This is a genomic window from uncultured Nostoc sp. (assembly GCF_964245575.1).
Classification (GTDB): domain Bacteria; phylum Cyanobacteriota; class Cyanobacteriia; order Cyanobacteriales; family Nostocaceae; genus Nostoc.
Window position 1 is genome coordinate 26,106 of record NZ_CAXTNP010000032.1, and the last position, 12,287, is coordinate 38,392.

The window sequence follows — 12,287 nt, forward strand, 5'->3', positions numbered from 1 at the left end:
GGTTAAGATTCCCGACTTATTTAAAAAGTCGGGAATCTTTAGTATTAAAATGCGAGTGTGTTTAATTATTGGACTTGAGTAATAGATAAAATAATTGTCCATTGCTGACTGTAACACCAGCGCGATCGCCTGCCAATTTCCCAGTACCTAAAAAATAATCTACCCTACCTGCGCCTTTAATTGCACCTCCGGTATCTTGGTCAAGAACATAGCGACTAACGATGCGCTCCTCCATTTTTCCGGTAGGATTAGCAAAGGGAATAGAAGCGCGAATCAACGCTAAAGCACCAGGAGGCATGAGGGATTTATCTGTGGCGATAGAACGCTCTGCTGTTAGTGGTACGTTGATAGAACCTTGGGCTGGTTCACCGTGGTTTTCTTGAAAAAAAACAAAACTGCGATCGCGCGGAATATAAATATTTAATTCTTGGGGATGCTTTTGGAAATAGTCGAGAATAATTGGCAGAGTCATACCTTGTAGCGGTAATTTGCGATCATTCGCTAATTCTCGCCCAATACTTTTGTAGTTATAAGCAATATGACCAGCATAGCCGATTGTTGTTTGAGTACCATCAGGAAGCTGAAGTCTCGCTGAACCTTCAATTTGAGCTAAATATGGTTCGAGGCGATCGCGAAACCAAAAAAACTCTAATCCTCGTAATTTTCCTTTTGCGCCTTGTAAACCATCTGCTCCTTCTAATTCTTCGCGTGTAGGATGAGGCTTAGGCCAGGAGTTGAAATCAGGAGGTAATCGATAAACAGGATAACGATATTCTGGTGTGGGGACGCGACTGGCTGCGTAAAGCGGTTCATAATAGGCGGTAAATAAGACGGAACCTTTGGTGTCTTTACCAACTGACTGGTAAAGAACAAATTCCCGCAGGGTAGCTTGATGTAATTCTGTTGCAGAATTAGTTGTTAGTAAAAGTTCACGGAATCTTTTCAAGCTTTTGATGACGCGATCGCGCGTAATCTCAGCCACCTGATAGTTTTGATAAGCAGCCGCAGCATTAGTTGTTTGCAGGTATTGGAGACTACGAGCGATCGCACTCAACAGCGCCTTTTTGTCTGGTATTTCTCCATTGACAAGTTCATCCAAACAAGAAGTATCATCTTCACAACAAGTGATTGGTAGCCTCTGAATTAATGGTGCTTTTTGATTTTCAGCAGTCAAAGAAACTGGTATATCCCACTTGTTCACGCGACATTCAGGCGGGCTAAGTTCATGATGCGCTAAAGATTGCATCCGCACCAGTAAAATTGACAAAACTACAGGTAAGCTGATGGCGATAACTTTGTTAAACTTTCCTAACTCAGCAAGTGTCTTTTCCATCAAAATTCAAATTTTTGATATAATCCCACTTCCCTCAAATTCAAAAACAATGTAATTATTTGACAACACCAAAATCTTTCCCTACTCCCCACTCCCCACTCCCTATTCATTCATATTCCGGTAAGTTGCAACTGCTGAAGGCGATATTCGATTCAAATATCGGAATATCCAATATTTAAATATAGTATCTAAAATCACTGGAAATGTAGCAATAAATAAGAAGATAAAATCTCGATTTGCTGGTAATCCCCAATGACGCGATACACCTTCTAGGAGTACTTCCCAGCCATGAGGAGAGTGGAAACCTACAAATATATCGGTAAACAAAATGATGATAAATGCTTTGGCACTATCACTAAGTCCATAGACAATCCGATCAAAGAAATCTTTAATCACTGCAATAGAAGACTTGCTGACGAGTAACAGCCAGATAAAAGCACCCACCGATAAAATATCTGCAAAAACATTTTTGATAGCATTAGAGCTTTCGTGACGAAATTCTTCAGCAAGCTCAACCGCCCTCTTTTTCATTTCAACTTCTATCTGTTCAGGCAACAGTGGTGGGGCATTTTTAATGAAATTTTCAAAATGGAGTTTTTCTTCAAATCTTTGTAATTCTTCAAGCGCTTCCTCTTCCATTTCGGAGTTGAGGAATATTTGCATTTCCTCAGTGTTTTTAAACTCCTCAACAACTGGCCCTATTACAAAAGCTTTTGCTATTTGATGCGTCAAAAGTGGTACAATAATTAATAGTAAAATAAACCTAATAGATATTATTGTTCTTCTTTGAGCTTGACGAAAACTTTGGATTACCTCTTGTTCCGAATTAGGATCTAATTCAACTTGCAGACGAGTGATAGTACTTAAAATAGAACGGGGTAAAACGCCTGTTGTATCGACTTTACCCTTTGGTCTTTTCTCCCAGTCTTGAGTTGGTATTTTGGGTGGTAACGTTGGATTATTGACGAGCAGCGATTTGTCGTCAGATATCACAGGGTTAACTGCTAGATTTGGAGGTTGAACCACTAAAGCTTTGGAACTTCTTTGATCGGAAAGTGTTGTGTATTTGGATATAACTTGATCGATAAAGTTAAGCTTTTCCAAAACCAAAGAAGGACTGAGATACTCTATACCTGCTTTCTCAGCAGCTTTTTTATTTTCTTCATTTAAAAACCAACGGCTTGCTTTCAACTCTGTAAGCCGCATCCTCACAGTTTTTAATAGCTTTTTTAGGTCTGACTCAAAATAATCCATGACGCTGTTACTGTACATGGCTGAGTCAGTGTCTATTTTATTACCATTGAAATGCTTATTTTCTATTTCCTTAATTTTTAATGCTGCATCGTAAGCTTGATTTAAAGAACGTTCAGGAGTTTGTAAGTACCATCGGTAAGTATCAAGTAAGAAAGAATAGATTTTTTGGCTAAAAACAGAGTTTTTCATTGGAGACAATCATCCAGCATTATTTGGTGACTATTAACCTTAAGTTAACGTACGCGGTATACTAGCAAATCTACAAGGAGAAAGTTTGTGGTTTCTCATTCGGTTTGGATTGTTGGCACTAGCCGCAGTGGTAAGACAGCTCGCTTGGTAGAGCAATTTTGTAGTTGGGTACAACCTGACAAGCAGTATGTTGAATCATTTTATACTAAAAAACCAGGACGTAAAAAAGGTGTTCATATACCCGAATTTTTATATCTTAAACAAACAGAGCCAGGAGTTTTAGTCTTAGCTGCCAATGATGATAATCGTCGAGAATTGGGAGATATAATTGTTACATCTACATTAGGGAAATATCCGGTGCGTGCCAAGACACCGCTAGGTTTTTTCCAGGATGAAGTTATTTTATTTTGGCCATTGCTAATTAACTCGTTGAGCCTGAAGGCACAGTTTCCGGTAAGATTGCGCCCAGAAACGGAGCAAGAGTTAGCAACCAAACTCTGGCGTCCCCAATTAGACGAAGAAATTTTACGTGTTGCGGGAGTGAATGAATCTCGCTTGGTGCGTCGCATTCTAGATTTATTGCAATTAGCAGCTTACAGTGGTACACCTTGCGAAGATATTGCCCAGATTTTGACAAAGGGTCTGGGGGAAAATCCTACAACTTTAGAGCCGGAATTTCTCGCCTCTTTGCTTCTAGATTGGCGTAACTGGTGTTTAGAGAGGGGGTTACTAACTTATGGGATTATTACTGAACTTTATAGTCAATATTTATTAAGCGATCGCAATTACCAGCAGCACCTAACTAAACGCTATCAGGCGGTACTGGCGGATGATGTAGATGATTATCCTAGCGTAGCGCGTCTTTTGTTTGAGTTGCTCTTAGATCAAGGTGCAGTCGGGGCGTTTAGTTACAATCCCGATGGTGCAGTGCGATTGGGATTGGGAGCAGACCCCAACTACCTAGAAGGGCTAGCAGAACGTTGTCGGGTAGAAATCTTGACCGGGCCGCCTCCAGAATCCCTTGGTGAGCAAGCTAAACAGATGGTGGAATTACTCACAGAACCGATGGTACTGTTGAGCTTACCAAAAACAGTGCATTCAATTCAAACCACCTCCCGCGCCCAACTATTGCGGCAAACAGCAGAAGAAATTGCTAATGCCATCCAATCACAGCAAGTACAACCAGAAGAAGTGGCGATTATTGCACCAGGTTTAGATGCGATCGCTCGTTATACTCTAGTAGAAATTCTCGTCAAGCAAAACATCCAAGTAGAATCGCTGAATGACCAACGTCCCTTAATTAGTTCACCCGTGATTCGCGCATTACTCACCATGCTGGCACTAGTTTATCCCGGCTTAGGACGCCTGGTAGATCGGGATGCCGTGGCAGAAATGCTAGTTGTCTTGAGTAGGAAACAACAACCTCCAGAAAACTCTAGTACAGACGCGATTAATCCTAGAGACGCGATTAATCGCGTCTCTACCGATATTGATCCGGTTCGCGCTGGTTTGATTGCAGATTACTGCTTTGTACCCCATCCCGATCGCCCCAACTTGCTACCAGTGTCAGCCTTCGAGCGCTGGGATAGAATCGGTTATGCAGCGACTACAGCTTATAATGAGATATTACAGTGGTTAGAACAGCAGCGATCGCAACAAGAACTGCGGTTAATTCCCAGTCCCATTTCCCTCTTAGACAGGGCGATTCAACGCTTTTTGTGGAATGGTAGCAATCTCCCCTACGAACAACTAGCAGCACTGCGAGAATTATTAGAAACCGCCCAACACTACTGGGAAATTGACACCAGATTACGGCAAATTGCCCCAGTGGAGACAACGCCTCACACAACTATTATCGAATTCATTCAACTACTGCGACGTGGTACAATCACCGCCAACCCTTACCCTGTACGCCCCATTGGTGGAGCTAGAAGGGCTGTCACCTTAGCAACTATATTTCAATATCGATCTAGTAGGCGATCGCACAAGTGGCATTTTTGGCTGGATGCTGGTTCACCTCTATGGGCGAAAGGTGGTGCAGCAACTTTGTTTGGTGCGCCGTTTTTCCTGCGAGATAGATTAGGCGAACCTTGGACAGCAGAAGATGAAAAATTAGCAGAAGAACAACGACTGCAAAGGATTTTGGCAGATTTACTGTCTCGTGTATCCGAGAGAATTTATTTGTGTCACAGCGATTTAGCCGTAAATGGACAAGAGCAATTAGGGCCGCTATTACCCTTAGTGAATGCTTGTGTAAATGTTATTTCTGAAGCTAGTGTTAATTGAGTGTCTTTTGCTTTCGCAAGGCTCAGATCCCTGACTTCTTTAAGAAGTCGGGGATCTTGTTGTAAAACATTTGTTTGTATAAAGTAGTAATTGTTCCCTTTTTAACATTGAGGTTTGGGGTTAATCTTTGCATCTTTCGGGACTGTGGTTGAATTAGAACAGGAGAATGAGAAGGTACTGGATCACGCCTTAAGAGCAAAGGAATACTAAAAATTCCCAAAATAATTGCTACTCCGGTCATTATCCAAACCATTAACCTATTTGGTTTATAATCTGCTCGTTCAATTTGCCAAAAAACTTGGTTGTATCGCCACGCAGCTAATGCAATAGTCAAAATTCCAAAAATTACCAAAGCCAAACCCAAATTTTCTGAGTTAGATAATGGATTTACTGGAGGTTCTTGTTGAGTAATAGCAATATTTAACTGGCGCAGAAATATACCAAATCGCGCAATAGCAAAACCAAAGCCAATCAATGCAATAGAAGTGCGTAGCCAAGCAAGAAAAGTACGTTCGTTCGCTTGATGCTCCCTTTGACGGTCAATTTTTGGTATTTTATCCATGAGTGGCTTCTGACGCCAAGTTCCCCTTGAAAAGTATTCATAACATTGATAAATAGCATTAACCAGTCAAAGAGCAAACACTCAGACGTATCTATAAGAATCAATACAGTCCAGTGAGGATTCCAAGAGAACCCCAAGCGATCGCTAGCTAGAATCTTTACAATAGTAAATAAGGTAAAGATATATATCAGAGTCAAAATCAATGGCACTATTCGGATTTGGCAAAAAGGCAGTTATGCCCACACCTGAGGAAGCTTTGCTAGGAAGGGCACAGTCTATGTCAGTACCCGCAGCTCATTATGTAAACAAGAATCCCTTACAACCTCCTTATCCTAATGGATTAGAGAAGGCAATTTTTGGCTTGGGCTGTTTTTGGGGTGCAGAACGCAAATTCTGGCAACTTAAAGGAGTTTACACCACCGCAGTGGGTTACGCTGCTGGTTTCACACCCAACCCCACTTATGAAGAAGTATGTAGTGGGCGAACCGGTCACAATGAAGTGGTGTTGGTTGTGTTTGATCCCAAAGTAATTAGTTATTCTGAACTGCTCAAAGTCTTTTGGGAAAGCCACAATCCCACCCAAGGGATGCGTCAAGGTAATGATGCTGGCACTCAATACCGTTCGGGAATTTATGTATATTCCGAAAGTCAAAAGCAGCTAGCAGAAGCATCGCGGGAAGCTTATCAGCAAGCCCTCAACGGTGCAGGTTATGGCAAGATTACTACAGAAATCTTGGATGCGCCGGAATTCTATTATGCCGAAGCTTACCATCAGCAATACCTGGCTAAAAATCCCAACGGGTATTGTGGTTTGGGAGGGACAAACGTATCTTGTCCCGTGGGTGTAGTTGAATCGCAAGTTAGTAGTTAGAAATAGAGTTGGTGGGGTAGTCAACTTAATGTGAGTTCGACGAACCTCTCCCTGGCTTGAACTAAAGTTCAAGTCCGTCCCTCTCCGAGTCGCAGAGGGACAGGTTTTTCTTATAGGACTTATACAAAATTACACGCTGTAGGGGCAATTCATGAATTGCCCCTACCTAAAAATAACGGTTTCAGTTTCGTAGGGTGTGTTAGCGATGTCTACGACGGGCTACGCCTACGCGTAAAATACCGAAAGTATTAGGATGGTGCGTTATGCCCTTGGCCAACGCACCCTACAAGATTACGAATTACAAATTAAATGAGCTAGGCGTTTTAACACTTTGACAACAGTATGTAGGTCATCCCCACGATTTAGTGACAGTGTGTAAGATAATGCATATCTCGGTGTATCCTGTTTCGTCAACTTAATAAATTGAAATTCCCGACCATTGATTATAAAACCAAATGTAGGTTTATCATTACTAGCATTAGCCAACATATAAGCTAATGCTTGAGGAATTCCTACCTCCAAAGAATATTCTGCACGTTTGGCTTCAATAATCAGAACCTAAAATGGAGGATGGAACACTAAAATGTCAATACGTCCTCTGATAATCGTGCCTTCGTCTTCAGAAAAGATTTTTACCTCTTGTTCTGAGGTGATGTAGAAAGGCGGTTGATAAAAACCTGCTAGACGCAATAGTGGAGATAGCACCACCATTTTGACTAGAGGTTCCAAAACAGGATATTTCGATAGATGCAAATATTCTGCCTTGACTTCGTTGAGAGATTCCTTTTCTAAGTCACTCAACTCAGGTAAATCATATCGCCATTCTGAAAAAAAATCTTCGTTGTCTGCAAGTTGTAGTCTAAATTCATCAATCAGTTGGGCTAGGGTGATATCTTTTCCATGAAGAATTTGAACCATTTGTTAAACCCTTATACTTATCTGCCTAAAAAACCCTCCCTTGATATTTACCCAAAAGACTGCCTTACAGTGCCGATTTAAGTATAGCGATCGCTCGAACCCACATCATAATACTAATCGGCGCTCCAATTAGAATACCAGCGATCGCCCAGCCTCTTTGATGCGCTTTGAATTGTTCAATACTGTTCCACCGTCTACTTTTCCAAGCCCATTCATTGCCTTTTGCACCGAATGCGATCGCCAGAAACAACGAAAATTTTGGTATAAAACAGAACACTCCACACCAGACTTGATTCGGCCACATCCACAACCAAGGCATGAGAAATGCGCCCCAGTTCCAACCGAGAATTTCCTCTGGGACTGTTTCATTGTGATTATTTATCCCACATCCAGAATTGTTGATTATTTCTTTTAGCGGTAAAAGCTGATTCTTGTTTGCAGATTTGATAGCCAAACGAGATTTGAGAACATTCAGCGCAACGCTTGCATTAGTAAATCGTTGTTCTGGAGCAGGTTCTATCAACTTTTGTAGCCAACTGACAAAACTGGGACTCAAGTTAACTCGGTCTGCAAATTGCAACCGCAAATCCTGCTGGGGTAAATCAGAGGGAGAAGTTCCTGTTAACAAATGAATCAGAGTTGCACCCAGTGCATAGAGGTCTGAAGCCGCAACTGCTCGACCACCAAATTGTTCCATTGGGGCATAACCATAAGTACCGACAACGGTAAAAGTAACGCCCTCTCTTGCCGCTTTATCCTGAACTGCGCCAAAATCAACTAAATAAATTTGATTATCTTCGCCCCAGATTAAATTACTCGGTTTAATATCTCTATGCAGCACCCCTGGATTCAACTCATGTAGATAGGTGAGAATATTTAAAACCTCAACAGCAATTTTTCTGGCTCGCTTTTCACTAAACCTTTCGCCAATAGCAAGTTTTTCCTTGAGCGACTCACCAGGAATATATTCTTGTATTAAGGCAAACCAGAGTGTGCGATCGTCGATACAAAAATAATCTATATATCGAGGGATGCGGGGATGATTTAGCTGTTTAAGTATTTGTGCTTCTCTCTCAAAAAGTTTCAAATCATCCCACTGCACAGTACCACCAAAGGCCAAAAGTTTGACCACAACGGTCGAATTTTCGCCATCAGAGGCTTGTAAATCCTTTGCTAGCCAAGTTTGACGAATTCCATTGTTGCCGAGTTGGCGTTGGATTTGATAACGGTCTTGTAATATCTGTTCTGGTTGCAGCATTTGACACCTGCTGGCAATTTACTCTGATTCCCTTATATTCAAGGATAGTCATTATTTAGAGAAATTGTGGGAGCCAGATAATTTTTTGAAAAGAGAGTACCTAAGCCGTGAAAAAATTTAGAACACTCGATGAATTTGAAGAAGAGTACTTCCGGAAACACCCGGAATAAATCGACGATTATTTGACCGAGATATTTCAGGAATATGCAGAAGACAACGATTACGGTACGTTGTTGGCATCCTTGCGAGTCGTTGTCCGTGTACGGGAAATTAACCAAATAGCTATTTTAGGTGATTCTACAGATAATTTTTGCGATAGTAAGCTTGATATTCCGCAGACAGCAGAGGTTCCCACCAATCACGATGATTGAGATACCATTCAACTGTTAAACGTAAACCCTCAGCAATTGTTACTGAAGGTGTCCAACCAAGCTGAGTTTTAATCTTGTTCGCATTAATTGCATATCTTCGATCATGTCCAGGTCTATCCTTGACAAAAGTAATCAACTGCTTTGCCGGACGCACTGGTAAATCAGGTGCTAATTCATCCATCATCTGACACAAAAGCTGCACTAGATTGAGATTTTCCACCTCATTGTTGCCACCAATATTGTATGTTTCCCCTGGTTGACCGTGATTGATTACCACATCTAAAGCACCACAATGATCGCCCACATAAACCCAATTGCGCACATTTTTACCATCACCATAAACAGGTAATGGCTTACCTATCAAAGTGTTGATACACATCAGGGGAACTAGCTTTTCAGGAAACTGATAAGGCCCGTAATTATTAGAGCAATTTGTGATAATTGTCGGGAGGTTATAAGTATGGTAATAAGCACGCACTAAGTGATCGCTACCGGCTTTCGAGGCTGAATAGGGACTATTGGGAGCGTAAGGTGTAGTCTCACAAAAAGCTGCATCATCTGGGCCCAAACTACCGTAAACTTCATCAGTAGAAACGTGTAGAAAACGATAATCAGATGGCTGTGCTTTTGCTTCCCAATGTTTCCGAAAAGCTTCTAGCAGCGTGAAAGTTCCTACCACATTAGTTTGTACGAAAGCAGCCGGCCCAAGAATTGAACGATCAACATGAGATTCAGCAGCAAAATGGGCGATGGTATCTATATTTTCGGTTGATAATAACTCGTCTATGATCGTGCGATCGCATATATCCCCCTGCACAAACCGAAAATTCTCTCTTCCCTCAACCAGCGCCAAATTCAGACGATTTCCCGCGTAGGTAAGCGCATCCACCACCACCACCCGGTCATCTGGATAAACCTGACACCAATGATGGACAAAATTCGCCCCAATAAACCCTGCACCCCCAGTAACTAATAACCGCCGAATCATCCAATTTCCTCTCTTCTCTCTGTGTTCTCAGCGCGGCAGTTGCTTCTCCCTTGGCGCTAGCCTCTCCCAATGTGATTCGGGGAGACGCTGCGCGTAGCTTGCTTCCCCGTAGGGGTACAAGTCTCTTAACCGCAAGGGCGCACTGCCTTGCCTCTGTGGTTCGTTTTTATTACTTAAAATATTTCTTCCTCAGCTTACCGTATATCTTCTGAGCCAGTAATTTTGCCACACGTATTCTCGTTAAACTCTTAATATTAGATGGCTGCTGTATCTTATGGTCAAAAAATTTATTTAACTCATCCAAAATAACTTGGAAACGCTTAATAATATTTTCAGTCCGATATTCAGCCAAAAACTCCTCAGACAAACTAAAACCTACTGAAGAATCAATCACCTTCAGAATCCGTTGCACATCATATTCTTGTGAATATCCAGCAATTTTATAGCAATTAAATCCAGGGTCTAAGTAATCAGCCAGTCCACCGTTGACACTAGAAAATACTTGACAACCACAGGCAAGAGCTTCCATTGGTTGTAGACCAAATCCTTCACTAACACGCTGTTGCACCCAGTACTCAGCCGAATCATAAAGATAAACTTTGGCTCGGTTGAATAGTTCAGGTAAATCCTCTATGTATGAATCAACAACCAATACTTTACAACGTTTTTGTAACGCTGGAATCAATTCTTTAATTAAATACTCAGAAGACTTCCGAGCTTGAACTAAAACATCAATATCCCGTTCCAGACCTAAATTTTGAAACTCATCAGAAATTTGATTTGGCAAATAATAAATCAGAGAGTTGGGTGATTTTTCTCCCCAATATCCCATTGTATAGCGGCTAACAGTGATGATCGGAATACTTGCGGGTAGCCTGAATGGATAACCTGCACTATGTGCATGGTAAACGACATTGTATTGCTTAAGTTTAGCCACGAGTTGAGCTACATCAAATCCCCAACTGATGACAAAAATTACATCACTTAAATTTTTCTCTTTTAGCAAATCATCAATAAAAAGCTTACCTTTTTCCCGTTGGCGGTAAGTTACAACATCGGCACTACAGAACTGCTGAACCAGATTAAGTGCTTTTAACTCAGCCCAAAGACCACCACAGGCAAATTTGCCATCTGTACCGGGGAGCAAGAAGTAAAGTTTTCTCATAATTTTTTTAGGGGAGTGGGGAGTAGGGAGTAGGGAGTGGGGGGAGATGAGGGAGCATGGGGAGATGGGGGAGCAATATCTTCTTCATCCCCCTTATCTCCCTCATTTCCCTTATCCTTACTCTTGCCAGCCCACTTTAACAAAATGTGCCTCACGCCCCCAAACGTCGCGTGTACGGGTAATATTTTCAATTGTTAGGTTAAAAGGAATGGCAGTTGTTAGGTAACGCTGTGCCATAGAACCTAAATCAGGTGCGAGTTCGGCGGCTGTCGTCGCTGCTAACCCCAAACCGATAAGTTGCTCGATTGGTCGAAATGGTAGTAACAGATGCACACCGACAGCTAGTCCAGCTGTTAAGAGCATTGCTACTGATAAATTTGTACCACAACGGGGATGTACAGCCAAATCCCATTCTCCATTGGTGAGGCGATGTCGGGCAAGTATGACCGCACGCCGCAAATCACTAATATTCACTTCACCATAGAGGTAGAATCCCTGCTCAGTAGACAAACCGCCTAATAGTTCGTTATCTAGTTGAACGTTAGTAGGTTCTCCTTTGGCAGGATAGGCACTTTTTGATTCGCTAAGAACCCAAACAGTAGCGTGTTCTAAAGCGTGAACCTGCCGTATCATCAGAATTTCTTTCAACCCTGGAATAAACGATAGCTGTCTGAGTAAGTCGGCATCTTGTGTGGGTTGCACAAAGTCTGAAAATCGGTCTTCAAGACTTGGAATTTTCTCAGATATAGGTGTCGTAAAATCAAAGTTAAAAAATTCAAAGGGAGACGATCTACCCTCAAAAGAAGCGGAAGTATTCATTGGAACACTGCTCCCAAAGCCAATGGGGCAACATAGATTTCTTTCAAATGTAACGCTTGCACCACTGAATTGTTGCTAATTTTTGTGGATGATTGTTTAGTTTGAGCATTGGGCATGGGGCACTTGTACTCTCGCACTTGTGCCGAGCGACTTGTACTCTTGCTAGTCGAAGTAAGCCGAGGTAAGTCGTTGGCGCAGCCTCTCGTAGAGAAGTATTAGGCATTGGGCACTTGTACTGAGCGAACGCGAGTGCGTCTCGTAGAGAAGTCGAAG

General features: G+C 42.0%; 10 protein-coding genes and 1 pseudogene. 2 read left to right on the forward strand and 9 right to left on the reverse strand.

Annotation, left to right across the window (positions count from 1 at the left end; all coding sequences use genetic code 11):
* Positions 1–61: 61 nt before the first annotated feature.
* Complete coding sequence (locus ACFFAP_RS07835) at positions 62–1,333, reverse strand: murein transglycosylase A (protein WP_375510691.1); 1,272 nt, start codon at positions 1,331–1,333, stop codon at positions 62–64.
* A 102-nt stretch (positions 1,334–1,435) separates the two neighbouring features.
* On the reverse strand, positions 1,436–2,785 hold the full coding sequence (locus ACFFAP_RS07840) for a proton extrusion protein PcxA (RefSeq protein ID WP_375510692.1): 1,350 nt from the start codon (positions 2,783–2,785) through the stop codon (positions 1,436–1,438).
* A 78-nt stretch (positions 2,786–2,863) separates the two neighbouring features.
* Here ACFFAP_RS07840 and ACFFAP_RS07845 point away from each other — a divergent pair, with 78 nt between their 5' ends.
* A complete protein-coding gene (locus ACFFAP_RS07845) occupies positions 2,864–5,062 on the forward strand; it encodes a recombinase family protein (RefSeq protein WP_375510693.1) in 2,199 nt (732 codons plus the stop codon).
* Between the two features lie 127 nt (positions 5,063–5,189).
* Here ACFFAP_RS07845 and ACFFAP_RS07850 read toward each other — a convergent pair.
* Positions 5,190–5,624 (reverse strand): annotated as a pseudogene (locus tag ACFFAP_RS07850) (YidH family protein); the annotation flags it as partial.
* A 202-nt stretch (positions 5,625–5,826) separates the two neighbouring features.
* On the opposite strand from ACFFAP_RS07850, the gene msrA reads away from it, so the two are divergent.
* Complete coding sequence (msrA, locus tag ACFFAP_RS07855; RefSeq protein WP_375510694.1) at positions 5,827–6,495, forward strand: peptide-methionine (S)-S-oxide reductase MsrA; 669 nt, start codon at positions 5,827–5,829, stop codon at positions 6,493–6,495.
* 558 nt (positions 6,496–7,053) lie between these two features.
* Here msrA and ACFFAP_RS07860 read toward each other — a convergent pair.
* The 6 genes from ACFFAP_RS07860 to ACFFAP_RS07885 form a co-directional block, all read right to left on the reverse strand.
* Positions 7,054–7,413, reverse strand: coding sequence for a hypothetical protein (locus ACFFAP_RS07860; RefSeq protein WP_375510695.1), 360 nt, complete (start codon positions 7,411–7,413; stop codon positions 7,054–7,056).
* A 64-nt stretch (positions 7,414–7,477) separates the two neighbouring features.
* The gene (locus ACFFAP_RS07865) at positions 7,478–8,671 is read right to left on the reverse strand and encodes a serine/threonine protein kinase (protein ID WP_375510696.1); all 1,194 of its coding nucleotides are present in this window, start codon (positions 8,669–8,671) and stop codon (positions 7,478–7,480) included.
* 297 nt (positions 8,672–8,968) lie between these two features.
* Positions 8,969–10,030: a dTDP-glucose 4,6-dehydratase gene (rfbB, locus tag ACFFAP_RS07870; protein WP_375510697.1), complete on the reverse strand. Its 1,062-nt coding sequence runs from the start codon at positions 10,028–10,030 to the stop codon at positions 8,969–8,971.
* A 169-nt stretch (positions 10,031–10,199) separates the two neighbouring features.
* A complete protein-coding gene (locus ACFFAP_RS07875; RefSeq protein WP_375510698.1) occupies positions 10,200–11,195 on the reverse strand; it encodes a glycosyltransferase in 996 nt (331 codons plus the stop codon).
* Between the two features lie 117 nt (positions 11,196–11,312).
* A complete protein-coding gene (locus ACFFAP_RS07880; protein WP_375510699.1) occupies positions 11,313–12,014 on the reverse strand; it encodes a DUF6391 domain-containing protein in 702 nt (233 codons plus the stop codon).
* Between the two features lie 43 nt (positions 12,015–12,057).
* Positions 12,058–12,287, reverse strand: a 230-nt coding sequence (locus ACFFAP_RS07885; protein WP_375510700.1) for a hypothetical protein, incomplete at its 5' end; no start/stop codon positions are given.

Coding starts and splice junctions, on each gene's coding strand:
- ACFFAP_RS07835 (WP_375510691.1), bottom strand. CDS start 1,333: ATGGAAAAGACACTTGCTGAGTTAGGAAAGTTTAACAAAGTTATCGCC.
- msrA (WP_375510694.1), top strand. CDS start 5,827: ATGGCACTATTCGGATTTGGCAAAAAGGCAGTTATGCCCACACCTGAG.
- ACFFAP_RS07860 (WP_375510695.1), bottom strand. CDS start 7,413: ATGGTTCAAATTCTTCATGGAAAAGATATCACCCTAGCCCAACTGATT.
- ACFFAP_RS07865 (WP_375510696.1), bottom strand. CDS start 8,671: ATGCTGCAACCAGAACAGATATTACAAGACCGTTATCAAATCCAACGC.
- rfbB (WP_375510697.1), bottom strand. CDS start 10,030: ATGATTCGGCGGTTATTAGTTACTGGGGGTGCAGGGTTTATTGGGGCG.
- ACFFAP_RS07875 (WP_375510698.1), bottom strand. CDS start 11,195: ATGAGAAAACTTTACTTCTTGCTCCCCGGTACAGATGGCAAATTTGCC.
- ACFFAP_RS07880 (WP_375510699.1), bottom strand. CDS start 12,014: ATGAATACTTCCGCTTCTTTTGAGGGTAGATCGTCTCCCTTTGAATTT.